This is a genomic window from Alistipes finegoldii DSM 17242 (assembly GCF_000265365.1).
Taxonomy (GTDB): Bacteria; Bacteroidota; Bacteroidia; order Bacteroidales; family Rikenellaceae; genus Alistipes; species Alistipes finegoldii.
On the sequence record NC_018011.1, the window covers coordinates 2,482,487 to 2,506,018 of the forward strand.

The 23,532-nt window shown below is 52.5% G+C and carries 26 protein-coding genes; 17 read left to right on the forward strand and 9 right to left on the reverse strand.

Features of this window, described 5'->3' with window-relative positions; genetic code table 11:
- Positions 1-2 precede the first annotated feature (2 nt).
- The 10 genes from ALFI_RS10805 to ALFI_RS10845 all read left to right on the forward strand — a co-directional run bounded on the left by ALFI_RS10805 (position 3) and on the right by ALFI_RS10845 (position 10,074).
- A complete protein-coding gene (locus tag ALFI_RS10805; protein WP_014775839.1) occupies positions 3-3,014 on the forward strand; it encodes a helicase-related protein in 3,012 nt (1,003 codons plus the stop codon).
- Between the two features lie 19 nt (positions 3,015-3,033).
- On the forward strand, positions 3,034-3,291 hold the full coding sequence (locus ALFI_RS16630) for a hypothetical protein (RefSeq protein ID WP_014775840.1): 258 nt from the start codon (positions 3,034-3,036) through the stop codon (positions 3,289-3,291).
- 107 nt (positions 3,292-3,398) lie between these two features.
- Complete coding sequence (locus ALFI_RS10810) at positions 3,399-3,719, forward strand: hypothetical protein (RefSeq protein ID WP_014775841.1); 321 nt, start codon at positions 3,399-3,401, stop codon at positions 3,717-3,719.
- Positions 3,720-3,909: 190 nt separating this feature from the next.
- The gene (locus ALFI_RS10815) at positions 3,910-4,236 is read left to right on the forward strand and encodes an LPD28 domain-containing protein (RefSeq protein ID WP_014775842.1); all 327 of its coding nucleotides are present in this window, start codon (positions 3,910-3,912) and stop codon (positions 4,234-4,236) included.
- A 127-nt stretch (positions 4,237-4,363) separates the two neighbouring features.
- Positions 4,364-4,543: a hypothetical protein gene (locus ALFI_RS10820; protein WP_042493610.1), complete on the forward strand. Its 180-nt coding sequence runs from the start codon at positions 4,364-4,366 to the stop codon at positions 4,541-4,543.
- Between the two features lie 176 nt (positions 4,544-4,719).
- Positions 4,720-5,514, forward strand: coding sequence for a DUF3560 domain-containing protein (locus tag ALFI_RS10825; protein ID WP_014775843.1), 795 nt, complete (start codon positions 4,720-4,722; stop codon positions 5,512-5,514).
- A 615-nt stretch (positions 5,515-6,129) separates the two neighbouring features.
- Positions 6,130-6,933 carry a hypothetical protein gene (locus ALFI_RS10830; RefSeq protein ID WP_014775844.1) on the forward strand — a complete coding sequence of 268 codons (804 nt, stop codon included), beginning with the start codon at positions 6,130-6,132 and terminating at the stop codon, positions 6,931-6,933.
- Between the two features lie 990 nt (positions 6,934-7,923).
- Complete coding sequence (locus tag ALFI_RS10835) at positions 7,924-8,205, forward strand: hypothetical protein (RefSeq protein ID WP_244264970.1); 282 nt, start codon at positions 7,924-7,926, stop codon at positions 8,203-8,205.
- Between the two features lie 101 nt (positions 8,206-8,306).
- The gene (locus tag ALFI_RS10840; RefSeq protein WP_014775846.1) at positions 8,307-9,032 is read left to right on the forward strand and encodes an ATP-binding protein; all 726 of its coding nucleotides are present in this window, start codon (positions 8,307-8,309) and stop codon (positions 9,030-9,032) included.
- Positions 8,995-10,074 carry a DUF3871 family protein gene (locus ALFI_RS10845; RefSeq protein WP_014775847.1) on the forward strand — a complete coding sequence of 360 codons (1,080 nt, stop codon included), beginning with the start codon at positions 8,995-8,997 and terminating at the stop codon, positions 10,072-10,074. Before ALFI_RS10840 ends, ALFI_RS10845 begins: the two co-directional genes overlap by 38 nt.
- Positions 10,075-10,336: 262 nt before the next feature.
- Here ALFI_RS10845 and ALFI_RS10850 read toward each other — a convergent pair whose 3' ends face one another.
- Entirely contained in the window at positions 10,337-10,834 is a 498-nt protein-coding gene (locus ALFI_RS10850; RefSeq protein WP_014775848.1) for a DUF2867 domain-containing protein, read from the reverse strand.
- A gap of 125 nt (positions 10,835-10,959) precedes the next feature.
- On the opposite strand from ALFI_RS10850, the gene ALFI_RS17150 reads away from it, so the two are divergent.
- A complete protein-coding gene (locus ALFI_RS17150; protein WP_014775849.1) occupies positions 10,960-11,124 on the forward strand; it encodes a hypothetical protein in 165 nt (54 codons plus the stop codon).
- Positions 11,125-11,193: 69 nt separating this feature from the next.
- Here ALFI_RS17150 and ALFI_RS10855 read toward each other — a convergent pair whose 3' ends face one another.
- A complete protein-coding gene (locus ALFI_RS10855; protein ID WP_014775850.1) occupies positions 11,194-13,281 on the reverse strand; it encodes a protein-disulfide reductase DsbD family protein in 2,088 nt (695 codons plus the stop codon).
- A 67-nt stretch (positions 13,282-13,348) separates the two neighbouring features.
- Here ALFI_RS10855 and ALFI_RS10860 point away from each other — a divergent pair, with 67 nt between their 5' ends.
- Positions 13,349-14,245, forward strand: coding sequence for a glycosyltransferase family 2 protein (locus ALFI_RS10860; protein WP_009597441.1), 897 nt, complete (start codon positions 13,349-13,351; stop codon positions 14,243-14,245).
- A 49-nt stretch (positions 14,246-14,294) separates the two neighbouring features.
- On the opposite strand, the gene ALFI_RS10865 is transcribed toward ALFI_RS10860, so the two are convergent.
- From ALFI_RS10865 to ALFI_RS10895, 7 genes are all read right to left on the reverse strand, one after another.
- The gene (locus tag ALFI_RS10865) at positions 14,295-15,296 is read right to left on the reverse strand and encodes an adenosine kinase (protein ID WP_009597464.1); all 1,002 of its coding nucleotides are present in this window, start codon (positions 15,294-15,296) and stop codon (positions 14,295-14,297) included.
- Between the two features lie 27 nt (positions 15,297-15,323).
- Positions 15,324-16,304, reverse strand: a complete 981-nt coding sequence (pfkA, locus tag ALFI_RS10870; RefSeq protein WP_009597478.1) for a 6-phosphofructokinase — start codon at positions 16,302-16,304, stop codon at positions 15,324-15,326.
- Positions 16,305-16,437: 133 nt separating this feature from the next.
- A complete protein-coding gene (locus ALFI_RS10875) occupies positions 16,438-17,757 on the reverse strand; it encodes a PspC domain-containing protein (RefSeq protein ID WP_014775851.1) in 1,320 nt (439 codons plus the stop codon).
- Positions 17,758-17,775: 18 nt separating this feature from the next.
- Positions 17,776-18,579 (reverse strand): head GIN domain-containing protein, encoded by an 804-nt coding sequence (locus tag ALFI_RS10880; protein WP_014775852.1) that lies wholly within the window; start codon positions 18,577-18,579, stop codon positions 17,776-17,778.
- Between the two features lie 22 nt (positions 18,580-18,601).
- Positions 18,602-18,934, reverse strand: coding sequence for a PadR family transcriptional regulator (locus ALFI_RS10885; RefSeq protein WP_009597447.1), 333 nt, complete (start codon positions 18,932-18,934; stop codon positions 18,602-18,604).
- A gap of 4 nt (positions 18,935-18,938) precedes the next feature.
- Complete coding sequence (locus ALFI_RS10890; protein ID WP_009597438.1) at positions 18,939-19,148, reverse strand: PspC domain-containing protein; 210 nt, start codon at positions 19,146-19,148, stop codon at positions 18,939-18,941.
- A 4-nt stretch (positions 19,149-19,152) separates the two neighbouring features.
- Positions 19,153-19,665, reverse strand: coding sequence for a PspC domain-containing protein (locus tag ALFI_RS10895; protein ID WP_014775853.1), 513 nt, complete (start codon positions 19,663-19,665; stop codon positions 19,153-19,155).
- A 247-nt stretch (positions 19,666-19,912) separates the two neighbouring features.
- On the opposite strand from ALFI_RS10895, the gene ALFI_RS10900 reads away from it, so the two are divergent.
- From ALFI_RS10900 to ALFI_RS10920, 5 genes are read left to right on the forward strand one after another with little or no spacing between them, the layout of a single operon-like run.
- Positions 19,913-20,431, forward strand: coding sequence for an RNA polymerase sigma factor (locus ALFI_RS10900; RefSeq protein ID WP_022043911.1), 519 nt, complete (start codon positions 19,913-19,915; stop codon positions 20,429-20,431).
- Positions 20,406-20,903: a hypothetical protein gene (locus ALFI_RS10905; protein WP_014775855.1), complete on the forward strand. Its 498-nt coding sequence runs from the start codon at positions 20,406-20,408 to the stop codon at positions 20,901-20,903. The genes ALFI_RS10900 and ALFI_RS10905 overlap by 26 nt, the downstream gene beginning before the upstream one ends.
- A 12-nt stretch (positions 20,904-20,915) precedes the next feature.
- Positions 20,916-21,854 carry a hypothetical protein gene (locus ALFI_RS10910; protein WP_014775856.1) on the forward strand — a complete coding sequence of 313 codons (939 nt, stop codon included), beginning with the start codon at positions 20,916-20,918 and terminating at the stop codon, positions 21,852-21,854.
- Between the two features lie 28 nt (positions 21,855-21,882).
- Positions 21,883-22,812: a hypothetical protein gene (locus ALFI_RS10915; protein WP_014775857.1), complete on the forward strand. Its 930-nt coding sequence runs from the start codon at positions 21,883-21,885 to the stop codon at positions 22,810-22,812.
- 16 nt (positions 22,813-22,828) lie between these two features.
- Positions 22,829-23,308, forward strand: coding sequence for a DUF4252 domain-containing protein (locus ALFI_RS10920; RefSeq protein ID WP_014775858.1), 480 nt, complete (start codon positions 22,829-22,831; stop codon positions 23,306-23,308).
- The last annotated feature ends 224 nt before the right edge of the window (positions 23,309-23,532 follow it).

Consider the following 23,532-nt stretch of genomic DNA (forward strand, 5'->3'; position numbering starts at 1 on the left):
ATATGAGTTATCAGATCAAGAATCAGACGATCCCCAAGGAAAAGCGGGAAGATTACAACAAGAGAATCCTGAAAGCCATTGACAAGAATAAAGGGGAAATACCCCGGGAAACGATCTTCAACTGCTATACCGGCCTCGGAGGTTTGCACGGCCTCAAACAAGCCAATTTCGGAAATTATAACGACTATTCTCAAGCCAAGAAAGAATTCGAGATGGGGCAGTTCTTCACGCCTCACGACCTTTGCCGCCAGATTGTCGAAATAGCAGCTCCCGAAGCAACAGAAAGCATTCTGGATATGTGCTGCGGCATGGGCAACTTCTTCAACTATCTGCCCAATCCCTACAATGCCTACGGTTTCGACATCGATCCCAACGCCGTGAAAGTGGCCAAATATCTCTATCCCGACGCCAACATCCAAACTCAGGACATCCGGTGTTTCGACCCCGATCAGCGCTTCGATATTATCCTTGGAAACCCGCCTTACAACCTCGATTTTGACAGGGAGCCGTCGCAGTTTTACTTCTGTGAAAAAGCATACAACGCACTCAATCCTGCCGGAATATTCATTCTCGTCGTGCCCATGACCTTTATGAAAAGTGAATTCTGGGACAAGTCGCAGATCGGGGCTATTGATCGAAGATTCTCATTCATCGGGCAAACACAACTCCCTGTATCGACCTTCAGTTCATTGGATGTTGAAAACTTCGCTACCAAAATCATGGTTTTCACTCGCAGAACGGAACATATCGAGAGAAATTCATACAAGGATGATGAATTTGTATCTATGGAATGCCTGAAACAGCGCGTTGCGGACTTTCGGAAGCTCCGACAACCGCTAAAACTCAAATTGCTGCGCGAAACAAACGAACTGCTCTATTCCGAAGACCTTGCATTTCAAGTGAAACTCAAAAAATATCTGTATGAACTCAAAGCACATCCTCATATGCAGGGAAAATATGAAAAGGCGCTGGCGCTTGTAACGAAATTCCGCAATCAGAAACCTCCCCAGAACTACACCCGGACCCAATACGACGAATTTCAAAAAAAGAAACTCACCCATGCCAAGGTGTTGGCAGTAATCTATCGTTACATCCGGCGGCAATATGTAGTGCCACGCAAAGAAGTGGCACTCGTGAAGACCAACTACACATACAAACTCAAAGCATACGCCCCGCACATGCTGGATAATGTCGAATGCAAAGAGGCCCCCATATACCAGCTAACCTTGAACGACGGCGGGCTGCCCACACCCGTAAAGGACATGTCCCCAAACGCGGCGGCACAGTATGCACAGGCCATGCGGGTAATCCACCGCAAACATCGCCAATACCTGCGACACAGCACACCTATACTCGATGTGGAACCCAACAAAGCTCTTGCCAAGCATATCGCGGGGTTGCGCTTCTTCAACAACTACATGGAAGTTTGCCAGTTCAACGACCTGCAGCAACATGATATGAACCTGATTTTCCAAAGACGCTATTCACTCTTGAACTGGCAGCAGGGATCAGGAAAAACCGCCGTAGCGTACTATTACGGCAAATACCTGCGATCTCTGGGCCGCATACGCAACAGCGTCGTACTGGCCCCGGCGATTGCGATTAAAATGACATGGAAACCGTTTCTTATCAAACACAAGAAACGGTTTGTAATCCTGACATGCGAAGAGGATTTCAAAAAGATTCGCCCCGGTATGTTCATTCTCATTTCGACCACCATGCTCGAAAAAAACAAAAGGTCGGTGAAACTATTCATGCGAGGGATTTCCCGCAAAGTCTGCCTGATCTTCGACGAGTCAGACGAAATCACCAACGACGAAACGCAGCGTACACGCAACTCGCTCGATGTATTCCGCCGCTGCAAATACAAATTACTCGCCACCGGCACGACGACCCGCAACAACGTAGCCGAACTCTACGGACAGTTCGAAATACTCTATAACAACTCCGTGAACTTCATGTGCTGGTGCAAGAAAGTGTATATCGAGGATCGGATCACGCATGACATTTTCTGCGAAGATAACACCAACGTCGGAAAACCGTTCCCGCCACGAGAAGGAGCCCGCCTCTTCAAAAACTGTTTCTGTCCGGGAAAAGTCACCGTCTTCGGAATTGAGAAACGGAATCAGGATATTTACAACAAATATGAACTCGCCGAGTTGATTAAGAAAACAATCCTGACCCGGAAATTCAAAGAGTTTGCGGCCGACAAATATGAGATCAGGCATCATGCCGTAATCCCCGGACCGGGAGAGAAGGCAGTATACGCCAAGATACTGAAAGAATTTTGCGAAATATGCTCCTTCTATTTCACAAGCACCGGCGATGCGAAGAAAGATGCAGCATTGCGCTTAGTCCGTCAAATCATGCTAATGATTCGCGCATGCTCCACACCCAACACATTAGCCGGTTACGATGGGGAACCTTTCCCCAGAAAAACTCGCTACATCGCTAACCTGATAAAAACAGAGATTCCAACAAAAGTTGCTGTCGGCTGCACGACAATCGAAGCAATGAATATGTATACCGATTATCTGGGACTCATGTTTCCGGAAAGACCGCTGTTCACAATTCACGGAGAAATAAGTTTCGAGCGCCGCCAAAAGATTATTGCCCAGTTTGAAGAAACAGCAGACGGTATTCTCGTATGTACACAACAAGCTCTCAAAAGTTCGACCAATATTCCATCCTGCGATGACGTGATACTCGAATCCCTGCAATGGAATATCCCCAAGATGGAGCAATTCTACTTCCGCTTCATCCGCATGGATTCCAGAAATAAGACGCGCGTACACTATGTCTGCTACGATGAATCCATCGAACAAAATCTCATCGCCCTGATCCTGACTAAAGAGCGGCTCAATGAATTCATTAAAGTCGGCGAAATCATGGAGGAATCCGAAATCTTCGACGAATTCGACGTATCAACAAACCTGATTGAAAACCTGCTCAAACGAGAACGGGATAAAGACGGTAATTTCTATATCTCATGGGGTAATCAGAAGGTTGCATAACAATTAAAACTACATCATTATGACAAGACAAGAATATTTAAACCGCCCTTTAATCAAAGATGTAATTACTATGGATAAACTCATAGAAAATATCTGCTCGGCATGCCATTGCGGTAAATGCAAGGCACAAAGATACCTCGATTCGGAAATACAGAACCTCCGGGAACTACGTGACACGGGCGAACTGCGCTATGACGATCTTGAAGCTGCCTGCTCAAACTTAGGGGTAGATTTCGATTGCACGGAATATTTCGCCACCGCATTATCGCTGAGTTGACCACAAAGCCATGTTTGGGCGGGAGATCAGTTGCCCGGGCAAACTAAACTTCCTGATATATATTAACCTGTAACCCCGAATTTATCAAACCGCAAATACCACTATACATGAATATCACAAGTATGCAACTTATGGCAGGTGTGACCGAATTGGAAGCTACGCTCGGAACTGCCACGCCTGAACAACGAGCCATCATCGGCAATCTCAAAAAGCAGATACGCGAGAATGGCCTTTTTTTCGAGGTCACCTCTGCATCTCTTACTGTTGAATCTATGCGGGAGCATGGTTATGACGTGACCGACGAGGATGCCGGCATCCTGTCTAAAATCGCTGGGCATGTCGAAGTCGACGCCGATATGCTATGGAATGCCGTAGAAATATGGGCCCGCGAATACAATGTCAAATCAATCAAAGAAGAGGAGGAATAGTTATGCCAGTTAGTGTAGCGATAAGTCGGGAACCTGCGAATCGATCTGCATTGTCCCCGCATCGGGATATGGTCCTCCATAACACACAATGAATTATCTTGATTTTTTCCGACTAAATGAACACCAAGTTTAAAAATCGATTATCTTTAGCCATTATTATATAAAAAATTCATTACAAAATGTAAAAATCATGTCAAACGAAACTATTTCCAATTTAGACCTTAAAGCAATTTATTTAGAAACCGAGGCAGGTGATATTTACGGTCTTTTTTCTGAATATCGCTTAAAAGATGCTGTTTTGCCGAAGGGCCTCATTGCTTATGGAGTAAGGCACTCTGACGACGATGATTCTGTCCCCAGCACTATCGAACCATCGGCAACGGTAAATTACTTTGGCTCGCTCATAGTAGATAGACCCCTTGATTTCCGCGGAAAAGACCATATAGACATTACCGAATGGGGATTCGATGAGGACGAAGAACTTTCAGATTCGCTCAAACAGTATCTTGACAAATAATAACTGCAGACATTTATAAAGAAGCCGCCCAAGGGCGGCTTTGTTGTATTCGCATCAACCCTAATTCTGGTGAAATGTGGCAATCGACCGCGGCGGAGTGGTGAAAAACATATAACAAAAATAAAACATGAACGAACAGTCAAACACCTACCGAGTTTACGACTCAATGGGACGAGCTACGGATGTTGTTTATTGTGCCAGTAATATGAAACAAGCGTATGCGCTTTTCAAGGCTGATGTTAAAAATTATCAACGCTTTTTCAATGGTCATTTAAAGCGGACTTACAATGGAGGCGCAAAAGGATAATCGCGACATATGGGAAGCATCCCCAGAATCCAGCCAAACTCATCGAACCTTTTGTCGGTGTAGCCAAAAAGCAGGCCCCGTTCCTATCCCTTTTCGATGTGACTCTTTTTTAAATAAGATAACACAGGCACGGTCAAAATGGCCGTGCTTTTCATATTTACCTAAAAAATACAATTATGTCAACAAGAAGCGAAAGAAAACAAAACAGAATTGACCGCTACAACGAACTGGCTCGTAAAGCGGAAACAAAGTCGATCGAAGCGTTCGAACATTCGAACAGTATCGTGAAATGTATCCCTATGGGCCAACCGATTCTGGTAGGACACCATTCTGAGAAAAGACATCGCAGGGATTTGGACAAAAGCTGGAATGCTATGGGGAAATCAGTTCAGGAAAGCGAGAAAGCAGAATATTATCGCAAAAAAGCAGAGGCCGCAGAAAACAACAATGCGATCTATACCGAAGACGAAGACTCCGTAGAACGGCTGGAGGAAAAGATCGCACGGCTCGAAAAATTGCAACAGGCGATGAAAGATCGGAACAAAATCGTGAGGGACAAGAAACTCACGGAGGAAGAAAAGATCGCCAAGCTCATTGAAACCGGAATGACGGAAAAAGCGGCTCAAGGTCTAATCGTCCCCGATGTATGTAATGACATCGGCTATGCTGCGTGCTATCTGACAAACAACAGTGCGACTATCCGCAATGCAAAAAAACGCCTCGAAAGAGTCAAAAGACTCAAATCCCAAGAAGAGAAGACATACGAAGTGAACGGAATCCGCGTTGTCGAGAATCCCCAGGAAAACCGCTTCCAAATATTCTTCGTGAAGAAACCTGCAGAAGAAATTCGCCAAAAGCTACAACATGTAGGTTATCGGTATTCCTACGGAAATGGTTGCTGGCAGTGTTACTTGAAAAGATGGAATATCGAGGCCGGAAAACAGATACTCATGTCTCTCGGCAATGACTAAAATATATTCTATCCCTGTTAGCCTAAATAGCGTAATCAACAAGGTTGCTGTTTGTTGATGAATTTTTGATGTACGGATATGTAATGTGCTGATATACTATGCATATGACAATCAATATTTATAAGTTGAGTGAGTAATTGAGGATATAAAGGCTTGTCAGTAATGGCAGGCCTTTCATTTTATGGGGTACTTGAATCAAGTAAAACAGTAATCCCCAATCTAGGATAATCATATATATAATTCAATCTTGATTTTCAGAAACTTTTAACCGAAATTTACATCTGCAACAACCTAAAAAAGAGGCATACACCTGCTTGTGATTTCAAATATTTTGTAACTTTGCAAAGCTACTTCGGTAGCAACATATTTGAACACAGAAAGTGTTTAGTTTATTCTCGCTGGTGAACCTAGGAAATTCATTGAGACAAGGGAATGAGCTGACCTCTTCCACATTGTATATAACTGTCATTCTAGCAGATTATATAGGTGTGGGGTTGTTGCTTATTTATTGTCACGGCTATTCCTAGGGCCTACCAGCTAAAATAAGTCTAACAGCTCCACGCTTTCTTTTTATAATCACCCGAATCGGAGTTGGGCGGGAATAGTTCTAAAACTATGACTACTAATTTAAATGAGAACCTGACTGTGATAAGCCAACAACCGTTTGCATTCACATTAATCAATTTATTAAAAGATAAAGGAGTAATAACAACTGGGATAACGATTCCATTTATAATAGGTGCATATAAAATTGCAAAACATGATTCAATAGAAGTAAATCTAAAATTTATACAGGAGGTATTTGCTGATATTGTAGCAACAGCCAAGGATACAAAATTTTTTATATGCACGTGTAACCATATTAATCAACATGTAATTACAATTTTGACACAAGAGGATACAGATGTGACCGGACATTATTCTACGTATCAGCATATCAAAAATAGTGATGGCGTCCCTGTCCTTTATTTTGAAGAAAATTTTGATATCGCTTATCCTTCATTAGATAAGATAAGTCAATTTTATTGGCTGAAATATGAACATATCCTCAAGGAACAAGTTTATTCATATCAATCAACTGAAAATAAATGGATTAAATTCTCTGATACAGAACTAGGATGTATTATATCTGCATTTTCATCTTGTGAAGAGGCTAAAGAAATCATTCGACCACGCATTTCTAAAAATGTTGCTAGGATATATTATTTTTGGTGTGTCCTCAATATTCTACTGTTACTTCGTGGATTAGCTTACGGAGATGATTTTGATCGTCAAATTAAACGTTGGTTTCCTTTTGAAGGCGATTTAGACTGTTATGATATTAGTGAATTTATTCTTTATTGTGCCATAATCCCCCTCGTGTTACGTTGGATTTATAAAGGATGGAAAAAAGTCGAATGTAAATACTATAAAGACTAATTAAAATAGATTAGTTCTAACTCACTCGAATAGAACCGGGATAGAATTACTGAAATAATAATGCAACTGATTAACTGTATGCTATGGCAGTTCTTCGATTTTATTGTCTGGCTTGCGGTTACACCGATTGCTGTGTAGGTCATCGTTGGGAAGATGAAACGCCATTAGCCAAATTTACATCCTTTACTTGTAAAGATTGCAAACGCTTATGCGATAATCGTTATCTGAAAGGTCAGCCCAATACCTTGATATATGCTTCAACTGGGCAGATATATTGGGAATACATACCCGATGAACCTTTTTGTATGTGGTGTGGTTCAAAGAATGTCGAGGAGTGGAGCGAAGATAATCCGGTGTGTCCTAAATGTGAAGGGGTAATGAAGAAATTATGAGTATACGACAGATTTATAAGTGGATAATATTAAGAATTAAAAAACGGCATAAGGAATATTCTGAATGTTTTTTAATCCTTGACGGTGATTGGCTAAATAATCTTACAGATAAAGAGATATAGTATTACCATGTACAATTTACTCACTTACTTGTATATAGAATAATAAAGTAAGTGAGTATAAAGGGTTGCTGTCAAACATCCATTCAGCCCGTTATTATAATAGGGGTTTACTCATTCAGATTAATTATTTTATATAGAAATTTATGTTTGAGTGAGTAACCTAACTTTTGTCCGGGCTTTTTCTCCTGCAATATGAGAATCAAGTAACTACGGCTATTAAAATGATATAACCGAATATCCTCTGTCCCCACATGCGAATCGGCTCAAGTACCACCCATCATACGATGAATTCTTGTGGTTACTTGAGTCGAATTCATTATTTTCTGCAATAAAAATTTTTCTGAAAGGCTGAAAATGTATGCCCGTGCGATATATCCCCCGAATACCCCCTCCCGCCTTGCGGGATTGGGTTCCGACCCCAGCTGGGCTTTGGGGCATATCATATTATTGCCCATGTTGTCGAATCTTATAAATCTATGACTATGAACCACACGCTCAAATTCCTGCGGACATTCACCCTCGACGAGTTCAAGGAGTGGAAAGGCATCCTTCAAATCCGCATCATCCGCAACGAGCAGACGGGCAAGCATTTCTTCGGGTATGGCGATAAGGCGGGCGCTGTCACGTCGAAGTATCCCGCCGAAGCGCTCGACCATCCCGTCATTTCGGAAGTTCTCTCCGAGGAGAGCGGCGAGCAGTTCCTCCTGCTTCACAATGCAGGCGACAATCCTCAGTTCACCACGGTTGCCGTACTGTAAGAATCGTCCTCTTCATTTAAAAGGCTGTTCCCCTCAAAAGGAGCAGCCTTGCTTTTTATCACCGTACTATAATCATTCCCATATCAAATAACCATTTATCTATGCAATTACGACATTCACAACGCCGGGCAGCCAAGATGCGGCTGGCCCTGCAAGGGGCATCGGGTTCGGGCAAGACCTATTCCAGCCTGCTGCTGGCCTGCGGTATGGCTTCCGACTGGACTAAAATCGCCGTTATCGACACCGAGAACGGCAGTGCAGACCTCTATGCCCATCTGGGAGCCTACAACGTACTCTCCCTCTCGGAACCCTACAACCCGGAGAAATACATCGATGCCATCGGTATCTGCGAAAGCGCAGGCATGGAAGTAATCATCATCGACAGTATCTCGCATTGCTGGGATTACCTGCTGGATTTCCACGCCAATCTGCAAGGCAACTCCTTTGCCAACTGGGCCAAGGTCACGCCGCGTCAGAACGCCTTTATCCAGCGTATCCTCAATTCCTCGTGCCATGTCATCTGTACCATGCGCAGCAAGCAGGAGTACGTACTCAACGAGCGTAACGGGAAGATGATTCCGGAGAAAGTAGGGTTGAAGGCCGTGCAGCGTGACAACGTGGACTATGAGTTTACCATCGTCTTCGACGTGAACATGAAGCACTATGCCACGGCATCCAAAGACCGTACGGAACTGTTCGCCGGGAAACCCGAATTTCCCATTACCAGCCAAGTCGGGACACGGATTCTCGACTGGTGCAACCAATGTCAAACCCCAACCCCTGTAAGCTATGGAAGCAGCTATCCGGCGGGCAATACAGCCCGATAACCAACCCCACCCGCTGCCCTTTGTGCCCGTTGAAGATGCGAAGGACGATATGCAGCCGATTATTTCCTCGCCCTCGTTCGGTGAGGATGAAGAATCCCCGTTTCGGGAAACTCCCGAAGAACAGCCACGCAAGCCTTTCATCGAGGCCAATACCAAACAGGTCAGCCTTTACCACCTCAAGAACGACTGTATTACCCCGGTATTCTCCAAAGACAACGAGGTGACCATCTCCCATAACCAATTCATCGAAACCATGTGGGAGTGTGCGCAGCGGATGTTCAGAGGAGATACGGTAGACAATCCCGAAATCCGGGTGAGCCATATCGTCAAGGGCCGGACTCCCGAAGCCATCCACAAGGCGGTACACGAACTTACGGATGCAGACAAGACGATTTATTACGAGCGGATGATGTTCTGCATCGAAATTCCCTCTGTCACGGAAACCATTGACGGATGCAGGCTGAACCTTACGATAGGGGGTGTCAGAGCCTATAACCAAGAGAACCTGTATAGCAAGAAAGGCTTCGAGAAGTTCAAGGTCTTTATCGGCTTCAAAAACATGGTGTGCTGCAATATGTGTGTGGCTACGGACGGTGTGGCCGAAGAGATACGGGTGACAAATACGCAAGAGTTGACGGCGAAGATTACCGAACTGGTGGTAAGCTACAATGCCAAACGCCATCTGGAGCGGATGCGGGCATTGCTCGACAGTACGATGTCGGAGAGTCAGTTCGCACAGCTGGTAGGCAAGGCGAGGTTATACCAGTTCCTGCCACCGGCACAGCGGAAACTGCTCCCGGAGTTCGAGTTCACGGACTGCCATCTGAACACCATTGCAAGGGCCTATTACAACGACCCTGCATTTGCCTGCGACAAGCAAGGAGAGATAGACCTATGGCGAGTGTTCAACCTCTTTACTGGAGCCAACAAGTCGAGTTATATCGATTCGTTCCTAACGAGGAGCCGCAATGCTATGGTATTTGCAGACGGACTGGCAAAGGCGCTGGCGGGAGAGAAGGAGTACAGTTGGTTTGTGGAATGAAACAACGCAATATCTATGGTACGAATTCTATACAAAATATTCTTCGGGTATCTGCTGAAATGGTGGATTTAATCAGTTCAAATATTGAATAAACAATACTTGTTGGAATACTTTTTAGCAGAGAAGCTAGTATAATTCATTGAAATATAGGCTTAAACATTCCGAGTTCGAGTCCTCCTCCCGCTACCAAAGGGGTCGGATTGAAAAATCCGACCCCTGTTTTTTTGTAAACCGACGGCGAATAATGCAGGCTGACGGCGATCTACAAACCGTGCGCCTTGATAATCCTCCGGAACATGCTTTTCACGACGAGCGTGTGGAACGGGCGGATCAGGTTGAAATAGAAGAATCCCAGCCGGTTGTGGTATCGGACCAAGGTGCTCAGGTGGATTTCGCGCGCTTCGGCGTAAACCGAGAGGTAGGCTTTCAGGTGTTTGTCGTCGAGTGAAATTACCGTTTCATTGTCGGTTTTGCCGACGACCGACATCATGCGGTAATCCCTGCCGCTGCGGATTGCCTTTTCCAGCTGTTTCGCATCGCCGTTGTCGGTTTGCAGTCCGAACGGTCTGACCAGCGCGTTGCGCAGTTTGAACAGCGTGTTTAGCCATCCGGGCATCGTCGTCCAGAATGCCGTCATCAGGTCGTCGGGCGAGATTTTGCGCCGGCAGGTCATGCCGTATGTGAAGCAGTCGTGGTAATCACCCGGCAGACAGGGTGTCAGCAGCGACCGGGGCGGAATGTCTGTCTTGTGAATTTTCATGTCGTTGTGTCGAAGTTGCGTTTGGTTTCAACAAGATATGCAAAAAAACGGAACGAACCGCCGTCGGGTCGCAAACTCCGGCGCGTAATTTGCCGGGTAGCGTATAACGTCAAATTCCAAAAGTTATGAAAGAGGATACGAAAACGACCTGCACGCCTTGCGAGCAGAATTTCGAACGCAAGGTCGATGAGCTGGTGAAGGAGGGCAAGGCCCCGACCGCCAGAGAGCGTGAAGAGAAGGAAGCCGAAGTGGAAGCGGCTTTCTCCGACCGCGGGAAAGAGAAAAAGTAACGCCGTCGGGTGTGTATGCAAAGAGCCTGCTACTTGTGAGGAGCAGGCTCTTTTATGCGTATGTCCGTGTTATTGCTGCTTCTTGTAGGCTTCGACGCCGCTACGCAGGAACTGCACGAAGTTTTCGACGTTGAGGTCGTATCCGCGCGGCGGCACGAGCGTTTTCCCGTCGCGGCCCTGCAGTACGTAGTAGGGCTGGGCGTTGACGCCGTAGGTTTTCAGCGCATAGTAGGAGTTGATCTTGCCGAGACTTTTGAGCACTTTGCCCGAATCGGCGGTCACCCATTCGTTTTCGGGCAGGACTTTCTTGTCGTCGGAGTAGAGCGCCGCGATCACGTAATCCCGGCGCAGGATATCCAGCACCTGCGGATCGGACCAAACGCGGGCTTCCATTTCGCGGCAGTTTACGCAGCCGTGGCCCGTGAAGTCGATGAACAGCGGCTTGTCGACTTTCGCGGCGTATGCTTCGGCCTCCTGCAGGTCGAAGAATCCTTCGAGTCCGTGCGGCAGGTGCAGGAAGTCGCTGTGCTTGGGTTTTTTGCCGTCTGCGGTCAGCAGCATGCCCGGTTCGCCCGACGCTGCGGCTGAGCCGACCTGTCCGATGACGAAGTCCTGCGTATGCAGGGGCGGCAGGTAGCCCGAAAGTCCCTTGAGGGGCGCACCCCACATGCCGGGAATCAGGTATACGACGAACGAGAAGGTGATGATCGCCAGCGCCAGCCGTCCTACGCCGAGGTAGGGCATGTCGCTGTCGTGCGCGAATTTGATTTTTCCGAGCAGATAGAGTCCCAGCAGCGAGAAGGTCACGATCCATACGGCCAGATAGATCTCGCGGTCGAGCAGTCCCCAGTGGTAGGTCTGGTCGGCGACCGAAAGGAACTTCATGCCGAGGGCGACTTCGATGAAGCCCAGCACGACCTTCACCGAGTTGAGCCAGCCGCCGCTCTTGGGCAGTTTCTTGAGCATCGAGGGGAAGAAGGCGAAGATCGTAAACGGCAGGGCGAATGCCACCGAGAATGCGAGCATCGTGACGATCGGACTCCAGAATTCGCCCGAAGTCGATTTGATGAGCACCGAACCGACGATCGGTCCCGTGCAGGAGAACGACACCAGCACGAGCGTCAGGGCCATGAAGAAGATGCCGGCCAAGCCTTTAGAATCGGCTTTGGCGTCGGTCTTGTTCACCATCCACGAGGGCATCGTGATCTCGAAAGCCCCGAAGAACGAAGCGGCGAAGACCATGAATACGAGGAAGAAGAGGATGTTCGGGAGCCAGTGCGTCGCCAGCCAGTTGAAGATGTCGGCCGTCACGGTGTCGCCGCCCAGAATGCGTGTGATGACGATGATGGCCGCGATGGGGAGCGTGTAGAGCGCGACGATGAAGAATCCGTACATGGCGGCACGGAAGCGGCCGCGTGCGGGACCTCCTTCGCCCTTCATGAAGAACGAAACGGTCATCGGAACCATCGGGAACACGCAGGGGGTCAGCAGGGCTGCAAAGCCCCAGAGGATGGCTTCGATAATCAGCGCCCACAGCGTGCCGCCTCCTGCGGCGTTCTTCTGCGCCGGGACGATCTCCGCGGCAGCTGTCGGGGCCGTGCCGGAGGCCGTATCCGCGGCGGCTTCCGCCGGGGTGTCTTTGGCGGAGGAGTCGTTATTCGGGGAGACGGCTGCAGTACTGTTAGCTGCTGCCGAGCCGGGACGTGCGGTCAGCTCGACCGTCAGTTCCGTGTCGTCGGGGGGCATGCAGCTCGTGTCGTCGCAGATCATCCATTCGATTGCGGCCTTGACGGTGGCTTTGGCCGCGGCGAGTTTTACTTGCTGGGCGAAGCGGGCCTTGCCGGCGAAGGTGCCGATCTCCATCTCGAATGTCTTGTCGTAATGGCGTTCCGGCGTCGAAAGCTGTTCCACGCCGCCTTCGAGCGTTACGCCGTCGCCCGGCGTAAAGACGATGGCCGTAGCGTTGGGGCCGCCTTCGTAGGGTCCCATGTCGTACATATGGTAGGGGGCGGGAATCGACGCTTCGAGAACGATCCGGTAGACATCGCCTTCGAGGTGCTCCACGGAGCTTTTCCAGCTGACGTTCTGAGCCGTGGCCGCTGTGAAAGCGAACAGCGCGGCAACCGGCAGTAAAAGTGTGCGAAACAGTTTGTACATAGTCGTGGCGCGTTATAATTTGTGCAAAGATAGGTGTTTTTTGCGGATAAATTGCTACATTCGCACGATGATTCGCCTGTCGCTCATAATCCCCACGCACAATAGGTCCGAACGGCTTATCGCCGCGCTCGAATCGGTCATACGGCAGGATTTGCCCGCCGCCGACTGGGAGTGCGTGGTCGTGAGCAACAACTCGACGGACGACACCGTCGCGCGGTTCGGGGATTTTGCGGCCCGTTATCCCGGCCTGAACCTGCGCCTCGTGACGGAGGACGGTCCGGGCGTCTCCTATGCCCGCAACCGGGGCATTGCCGAGACTTCGGCCCCGCTGCTGGTTTTCATCGACGACGACGAGCGTATCAATCCGGGATTCTTGCGCGCCTATGCCGACTTTTTCGATGCGCATCCCGACGCCGTCGTGGCCGGCGGGCGCATTATCGCCGAGTATGTGACGGGACGTCCCGCGTGGCTCTCGAAATATACCGAGATGCCGATCGCCAATCCGATGGATTTCGGCGACGCCGTGCGGCCGTTTCCTGCCGGCCGGGTTCCGGGCGGCGGCAACATGGCGTTCCGGCGTTCGGCGGCCTTGCGCTACGGGGGCTTCGACCCTTCGCTGGGGCGTGTCGGACGGATGTTGATCGGGGGTGAGGAGAACGATTTCTTCGAACGCCTGATGCGCGGCGGCGAGACTTGCTGGTATGTGCCCGGTGCGGTTATGTGGCATATCATTCCGCCCGAAAAACTGACCGAATCCTATTTCCGCCGCCTTTGTTACAACGTCGGCGTGAGCCAGCGTCTGCGGGCGGGCATGTATCGCCGCTATCCGAAGACGCTTCTGTTCGAGAGCCTGAAATGGGGCGCGACGCTGCTGCTGTCGCTTACGATGCCGCCCCGCAAGTCGCTTTGGCTGATCCGGATGCGCTATGAGATCAGCCGGGGGCTTCTCTCCGATCCGCAATGAAAAACCGCAGTCCGGAGACTGCGGTTCTGTCTGTCTTGCGATCTTCTTTTTAGAAAAGATACTTTTCGTTTTTGACCTTGTTCACGAGCCGGGAGATGTCCTCCCACGCTTCTTCGCCGAACGTCGTGCCGACGACCTCGATGACCTTACCCGCCGTGATGGCCCCGATCGTGCCGCACTGGCGCAGCGAAAGTCCGTCGCAGAGTCCCGAAAGGAATCCCGCGGCGTAGAAGTCGCCCGCGCCCGTCGTGTCCACGCGCTTGGCTGCGGCCATGATGCCTACATGCACCACTTCGTCGCCCTGCTTGATCATGGCGCCCTTGATGCCGATTTTCACCACGGCCAGCTCGCACATTTCAGAAATTACCTGCAGGGCGTTCAGCGGTTCGGCTTCGCAGGTGAAGGTCTTGGCTTCGTCCTCGTTGGCGAAAACGATGTCCACGTAGTCGCGGACCAGACCGCGCAGGAATTCGAGATTCTCGGCCACGATGTTGAAGCTGGCCAGATCGACGGCGACTTTCAGCCCGCACTCCTTGGCCGTCTTGGCGGCTTTGAGAATCAGGTCGTGGTTCTGCACCAGATAGCCCTCGACGTAAAGACAGTCGTAATGGTCGAAAATCGACGTTTCGATCTCTTCGGCCGTCAGTTCGAGCGCGGCGCCCAGATGGGTGACCATCGTGCGTTCGCCGTCGGGCGAGATGAGCGACACGCATTTGCCCGAACGCTCCGTGCCCCGGAAGATGACCGGTTCCACACCCAAGTTTTCGAGCGCCTGCACGAAGAAGTCGCCCGTCGTATCCTGTCCGACCTTGCCGATGAACCCGACATCGCAGCCCAGTTTGGCCATGGCGCGGATGGTGTTGCCCGCCGAGCCGCCCAGCGACAGCGAGTAGGGCAGTCCTGCCACGGATTTCGAAATTTCGGTCTGCAGGGTGGTGTCCACGAGGCTCATCGAGCCTTTGGCGAGTTTGAAGCGACTCAGCACCGAGTCGGATTTCAGATTGACCAGCATGTCCGTCAGGGCATTGCCGATGCCTATAACACGTTTCATTCGGTAAGTTCGGGATTGCGTTTTGGATTATATGGAGAGTATCTTGACCAGTTCGAGGTCTTTGCGGTCGATGCCCTTGTCGTGCTTCACGGCTTTGGCGAACGGGACGTAGACAATCTTGCCGTTCATCGTGCCGATCATCACGTTGCGCTGTCCGTCGAGAAGCGCTTCGATGGCGGCTTCGCCCATGCGCGAGGCGAGGATGCGGTCCACGGCCGTCGGCGATCCGCCGCGCTGGATATGGCCCAGAATCGTGACGCGCGCGTCGTACTGCGGGAACTCCTTCTTGACACGTTCGGCCAGCGCCGTGGCGCCGCCCGTCTTCGGGTTCTCGGCCACGATGACGATCGCCGAGTTCTTGCTCTTGCGGAAGCCGTGGTTGATGAGTTCGGCCAGCTGGTCCACTTCGGTTTCCATTTCGGGTATGATCGCCGCTTCGGAACCCGTGGCGATGGCGCTGTTCATCGCCAGATAACCCGCCGTGTGGCCCATCACCTCGACGAAGAAGAGCCGCTCGTGGCTCGACGCCGTGTCGCGGAGTTTATCGACCGCTTCGACGATCGTATTGAGCGCCGTGTCGTAGCCGATCGTCGAGTCGGTGCCGCCCAGATCGTTGTCGATGGTGCCGGGAAGTCCCACGATCGGCACGTTGTATTCCTCGGCGAAGATGCCGGCGCCCGTGAGCGAACCGTCGCCGCCGATGACCACCAGCGCGTCGATGCCGGCCGCCACCATGTTGTCGTATGCCGCCTTGCGGCCTTCGGTCGTGGTGAATTCCTGACTGCGGGCCGTCTTGAGGATCGTACCGCCCAATTGGATGATGTTGCTTACGCTTTGGGATTTGAACGACACGATCTCGTTGAATACGAGACCTTTGTATCCGCGCATGATGCCCTTGACGGCGAAGCCGTTATAGATTGCGCTGCGGGTTACCGCGCGTATGGCGGCGTTCATTCCCGGAGCGTCGCCGCCCGAAGTCAGAATACCGATACATTTGATTCCAGCCATAGTTTTTCGTTTAGAAAACAAAATCGCTCAAAGGTAGTAATTATTTCAATTTTTTCAAAAAACGAGGGCGGTTCCCGGAGGATCCGCCCCGCGTTTCGAAAAAACTTTTTATTTTACCTAACGCCTGTGGCCTTTATTCGGTCTGCTCTGCGGGGACTCGGCCGGCGTCCGGCTGTCGGACCGAATCCGGTTCTGCGGATTCGGTTTTGTCGTCTCCCGTCTGCACTTTCACCCGTTTGCCGTTGGCTTTCACCTCCAGTCCGGCCTTCTCCCTGTCGATCGTAATGTCGATCGACTGGTTCGGGACGCTGATATGCAGCGTTTTGCGGCCGTCCTCGATGACGTTCTGGCTGTCGTACTCCTCCAGCAGCCGCTCGACCGTCGTGGTGTCGTTGTCGATGATTATCTCGCTGTTGAGCATCCGTTCGATAACGCTGTGTCTGGTCCGGATACGGTCGCCGACGTTCTCGCGGATGGCGATACAGGTGCAGGCGATGATGCCGGCGAGCCACAACAGGAAGATTACCAGTATGGTCTTGCCTCCGGGCTTGCGCGAAGCGATGAGGCACATCAGTACGTAAATGAGCAGTATTACCAGTATCAGTACAATAAGTATGCCGAGCGCGGGAACCCACAGCGTCATGCCCAGCGGGAAGAACGGAATGGAGATGCTGGCGCCGCCGATGATGAGCGCGAAGAGTCCGATAATCAGCGCGCAGGCCGCCATGATGAGTCCGAATACGAGCACTCCGGCGAAGAGCTTGAGGAGGATGAGCACCACCTTGCCGAATACCGACACGGCTTCGGCGACGATGGGTTTGGCCTTGGCGTCGGGATCGCAGCTCGCGCTGGCTTCGGTGGTTTCGCGGATCGACTGCGCCGTGATCTTCTCGCCGTTCATTTCGAGTTTCTGGCGCGCCGTGCGGGGAGCCGGAACGGCAAACCACATGATGATGTAGCAGATGACGAAGATGCCGAACAGGTTGCCCATCATCGGACCGGTCCAGCGCATGAAGGGAATCCACTGGAAGACGGTGAGCAGTATCGGCAGGAACATGGCCAGCCGTATCCAGACCGGATCGACGTCGAAATACTTGCCGATGCCGGCGCAGACGCCGCCCAGCTTGGCGTTTTCGGTGTCGCGGTAGAGACGGCGCGGGATGCGCGGCTCTTCGGGGCTTCGTCCCGGCTCCTCTTCGGAGATGTCCTCGGCGGTCCCCATCTGTCGGATGATATTCAGAATCAGGGGCTTTTCGACCACGCGGGTGCTGTCCTGCGCCGAGAGGATCAGCTCGGCGATGCGGGCTTCGATGTCGGCGACGATCTCGGCTCCGTCGGGAGTCTCCTTGTAGGTCTTTTTCAGGCTTTCGAGATAGGCTTCCAGCTCCTGATAAGCGTCGGTATCCATCGTGAACGCCACGCCCGAAATGCTGCATTTCTTAACCTCTTTCATGGTTGCTCGGTTTGGGGGTTAGTTGCGGCCGACACTGCCGCCGCTCGACTTGTTGATGCTGGTCTGACAGTCGCCGCTGTAGCGGATCGAACTGCCGCTCGATGCGTCGGCGTGCAGACGCTCCGTGCAGTTTACGACGGCTTTCGCCGCGCTCGAAGTGTTTACCGAGCACTCGGCGGCGACGAAGTCTCCGGCCGAAAGTTTCGCGGCCGAGCTGAGGTCGGCGGTGCACTTCGCGGCCGAGCCTTTCAGCGTGATTTTCGATGCGCTCGAAGCCTCCACGCTGCAGGAGACCGCTTCTACCGAGGCGTTGATTTTCGATGCGCTCGATGCGGCTACGGCGCAGGATTGGGCCTTGACCGAAACGTCGATCTTGGCGGCGCTCGATGCGTCCATGGCGAATTTGTCGGCGTTCAGCACCACGTCGCCCGAAATTTTCGCGGCGCTCGATGCGTCGAGGGCGCGGATGCTGCCGTTGGCCGGAACCGTCACGGTGACGTCGGCGTTCGAGAGGTTGTTTATCGACTTGTCGATCGTGGCCGTGAGCCGGCCGCCGTTGGCTTCGACTACGACGTAATCCATAACGTTGTCGTCGGCGGCGATGGTGATTTTGCCGGAGGTCTTGTCGGTGATGACGACCTTGACGGCGCGTGCGGCGTCGATGCGGTCGAAGGCCGGAGTCTCGATGGTGCGTGTGACGATGTTGCCGCTGCCTTTGAGCCCTTTGCCGAAGAAGACGGACGGCGCTGCGATGCAGACAAAATAGACCGTTACGGAGAGCATGGCGCCCAGCAGGACTGCGATCAGGAGTATCTTTTTCATGGTTGTGATTTTTTGAGGTTTTTTATTGTTTGCCGTGACGAATGATGCGGATCTGTCCTACGAGTTCGTCCCATGCCTCGTCGAGCGTCGTGAGGTATTCGCGCCCCTTTTCGGTGAGCGTGTAGTACTTGCGGGGAGGTCCCTGCGGAGACTCTTCCCAGCGGTAGGTCAGAAGCCCTGCGTTCTTCTGCCGCGTGAGGATCGGGTAGAGCGTACCCTCGACTACGATCATCTCGGCCTGCTTGAGTTCGGCGATGATCTTCGGAGCGTATGAATCTTCGCGGGAGAGAATGGCGAGGATGCAGTACTCCAGAATTCCTTTGCGCATCTGCGCTTTTACGTTGTCTTCGGCCATTGTGCTATTCGGTTAATCGCTTCGGAGCCTTCGGCACGATCAGCCAGAGGATGATGTAGACCCAGATCGAAAGGCCGCCGAAGAGTATGAGGATCAGTGTTGCTATGCGTATGAGCGATACGTCGAGACCGAAGAATTCGGCCAGTCCGCCGCAGACGCCTGCGATGATGCCGTCGGGAGTGCGCAGCAGTCTCTTGGTGTTGTTCGTTGTCATGGTTTTATCGGTTTTTGTTGTGAATGCTGAATTTGCGTGCGGGTTCTTCCGGAATGACGATCCAGAGAATGATGTAGGCCCAGATCGAGAGTCCGCCGAAAAGTATCAGGAACAGGGTGATCAGGCGCAGGACGGTCGTATCGACATGGAAGAATTCGGCCAGTCCGCCGCAGATGCCGGCGATCGAACGGTCCGTGCGCGAGCGGAACAGTTTACGGGGTTCCGGTTCGGGCTGTTCCTCCTGCGGGGCGCTGCCGCGGCGTTCGCCGAAGTCGGCGGGCGATCCCATGCGGTTCATGGTCTGGCGGACCGTGTCGAGGGTGATGACCCGCATCGGCGACGAAACGATCTCGCGGAAAATCTCGGCGATGCGCGCTTCGATGTCGCCCATGGTCTCGGTGTCGTATTCGGGCAGGCGGCTGCGGATATCTTCGAGATAGTTTCTCAGTACGCGGTAGGCGTCTTCGTCGAGCGTGAAGGCTTGCGAACCGATGTTTACGTTTACTGTCTCTTTCATAGTCGTAGAAGCTGATTTAGGGTTAATGTGTCCGGGTTACTGCTACTTTGGTACTGCAAATATAATACAGTTTTTAGTATTATGCAATGCAAAGTACTTTTTTTCTTAAAAAATGCGATTTTTTTTCGGATACCTATAATATAGAATCACCGGTTGCTGCGGAAGAAAGGAGGTGTTGCAGGAAAAAATTGCGATATTTGATGATCCGATGTTGCGTTTCGCCCGTCGGTTTCGTCTTACAGATACAATGGAGGAATTCGAATTCACCCGATATGTCGTCCCGCTGCGCGATCGTATGTTCCGCTACGCGCAGAGTCTGCTGCTCTGCGCCGACGAGGCGGAAGACGTGACGCACGACCTGTTGGAGCGGTTGTGGCGGGAGCGTGATCGGCTCGACGGCTGCCGCGACGTCGCTTCCTTCGTGATGGTCGCGGTGCGTAACTGCTGTTACGACCGGTTCCGCAGCCGGCAGGCCGGCGAGCGGCGCGACAATGCGGTCGCGGGGTGGGCCGAACGTTCGACGACGGGCGATGCGGAGGGCTGGGAGGCGCGCGATCTGGTGCGACGCGCGATGGCCTGCCTGCCCGAACGGCAGCGCGAGGTGCTCCACCTGAAGGATATCGAGGGGTATCCGACCCGCGAAATCGCCGAGATAGCGGCGTGCGACGAAGCGCAGGTGCGCGTGATTCTCTCCCGCGCCCGCAACGGACTGAGAGAGGTACTGAAAAAAATGATGGACGATGAAAGAGCAGGACGAAAGAATTGAGCGGCTGCTGGAGCGCTATTTCGATGCGCGGACGACCGAAGCCGAAGAGCGCGAACTGCGCGACTATTTCCGGTACGTGGATGAGATTCCCGCATCCCTGCGTTATGCGCGGACGATGTTCGGCGGATTGGACGCTCTGGCCGAAGAGCGGTATCCCGGCGAGGGTAGCGTGCAAACCGGTCCGGCTGTCCGTCCGGCGGAAGGGATGCGGCGTTATGAAACGCGTTCCGCAGCCGGGCGCGGGGCGCGGGGCGGCCGGAAACTCCGTCCCCTCTGGGGCGTGGCTGCCGCTGCGGCGGTGGTGCTGGGCGTGTTTTTCTATGCCGAATATCTGCGCAAGCCCTATTGCTATATCGACGGTGTGGCGATTTACGACAAGGAGGCTGCCATGCAGGCGACGGTTTACCTGCAGGGACTCTCGGATTTCGGCGATCAGGTCCGCATGGTGGATGAACTGATAATAAACGAATAAAACGATACGGGTATGAAAAAACTGTTTGTTTGTACGGGAGCGCTGCTCCTGCTGGCGGTTTCGCCTGCTGGGGCGCAGTTCTTTATTTCGTCCGCTCCGGCGCATGAAGTCGCTGCGGCGCAGAAAGCCGATTCGGCCTGTTTCCGCCGAGCCGACGGAAAACCGGTTGCCATCGAGACCGTGGAGCGCGATTCGACGGGAATCGATACGCTCCGGCGGATTGATACGGTGGACAGCGATCTGATCCGGCTGCGTGACGGCGGCCGTGACGGCAACATGATCCTCGAAGTGGCGGGTTTCGGGCTTACGCTGGGACATACGCCGATGCAACGAATGGAGCTGAAAAAGCCCCGCGTCTGGTTCAATGCATTCAGCAATATCGAATTGGGATTCACGCAGTTGGTCGGCGTCGACTATTCGGGGTATGCGTCCGGGGAAAAGGGCTTTCTGGATCAGCGGCTGGGATCTTCCTTCCATTTCAGTTTTTCGGCGGTGCAGCTCCGGCTGGCGCTCAACCGGAGCCGTTCGCTCTGCTTGGGGGTGGGCATGCAGTACACGCTCGACAATTACCGGCTCTCCGATAATACGATCACGCTCGGCAACGACGGAGGACGTGTCGTTCCGGTCGCGCTGGACGAACCCGCCGGCAAGTCGAAAGCCGTCACCTCCTCGCTCGGCATTCCCGTTCGGCTGACTTACACTCCGGCGAAACACCTACGGATCACGGCCGTCGCCTATTCCGACTTCCTCTTGGGCGCCGACGCGATTTATAAGAAACCGAAGGAGAAAAACAGCCTGTCCGGGTTCCGGGCCTATCAGTTCGGGGTCGGTCTCAGTGTCAGCTATCGCGGTTTCGGGTTCTTCACCCGTTACGGCGTGACTCCGCTGTTCAAACAGCATGTGGGACCCGACTGCCATGCCTTCTCGTTCGGTGTCGGACTCATGCTCTGATTGCAACCTAACCTAATACGTGTCGATTATGAAACGATTGCTGTTGATTCTGATTCTGCTCCTTCCGCAGCTGCTTGCCGCGCAGAGCGCCGACCGGAGTGCCGCGCAGACTGCCGACCGGATACCGGCCAATTCGGCCGGCCGCCGTACCGGCCGTGAATATGCCATCCGAACCGTGGACCGCGATTCGCTGGGGCTCGACACCCTGCGGCGGCTCGATGCGATGGGCGGCGAGCTGATGTCGTTGCGCGGAGACGGGCGTGAGGGGAGTGTGGTACTCGAAGTGGCCGGTTTCGGCCTGACGCTGGGCCGTGCGCCGGAGACGGATTCGCAGGCGGATCTGGTCATGAGGTCCGGGCGTGTGAAACTCTACTTTTTTAACAGCGGCGAATTCGGCTTTACGAAGCTCGTCGGCGTCGATTACGGCGGCTATGCCCCCGAAGAGAAAGGGTTTCTGGATCAGAAACTGGGGAATTCGTTCCACTGCGCCGCTTCGGTGATGCAGGTGCAGGTCGCCCTGAACAAGAGCCGGACACTCTACTTCGCCACCGATCTGCGGTTCGCCGTCGACAACTACCGGCTTGCGGATGCCGGAATCCGCTTGGGCTACGAAAAGGGCCGTCTGCTGCCCGTGGCGCTGGACGAACCCGCCGACAAATCGAAATTCGTCACTTCGTCGCTGGGAATTCCGATCCGGCTTATCTACAAGCCGTTCAAACATTTTCAGGCCTCGGTGATCGCCTATTCCGATTTCGGGATAGAGCTGACGTCGCTCCACAAGAAACCGCGCGTGGAGTACGAGCTGTCGGGGCTGCGAACCTATCAGTTCGGTGTAGGAGGAACGGTTTCCTATTACGGCATCGGCATCTTCGCCAGCTACGGCGTGACCCCGCTGTTCAAGAAGCATGCGGGACCGGAGTGCCATACGTTCAGTTTCGGCATCTCGCTGCTCATGTAACCAAATACGAACGGACATGAAACGACTATTATTGATTTTGATACTGCTCCTTCCTCGGCTGGCTGCGGCCCAGAGCAATTCCGTAGACGACTTTTTTAGCCGTTATGCCGCCGCCGAAGGCTTTACGAGCGTGCAGCTGGAGCAGAAGATGATGCAGCTGATGAGCCGTCAGGCCGCGGAACGGGGCGACAAGGGGCTTGCCGTACTGCTGAAGGACATTCAGTATATCCGCATCATCGCCCTGAAAGAGGGTGACGGCGGTCGGTTCGTTCGGGATGCCGAGGCGGCCGTTGCCGCCGACCGGAAGTTTCAGCCCGTCACTTCCGGCTCGGAGAACGGGCAGACCACGAAGTTCTATATCCGCGAAACCGCGCTGTCGGTCAAATCGGAACTGGTGATGATAACTTACGGCGCGAAGGAGACGGTAGTGGTGAATATTTTCGGGGTGTTCGATCTCCGGCAGGTCGCCCGCCTTTCGACGATTCGCCCTAAATAAGGGCCGGATTCGGAAAATTCGGGCGGCTTCATCAAGCGGTCTCCGGTATGAAAAGTAGATGCGCCACGGATTCCGTGGCGTATTTTTTTTCTGTATACTGTGCCGGATTTCGGCGTTGTATGGACGATGCTTGTTGCTGTCTGATGAGCGGCATTTGCTGCATGCGAATCCTGCGGAAGCCGGCGCGGCTTCTGCGTTTTTTTATTTTCGGAGCCGATCCCGTG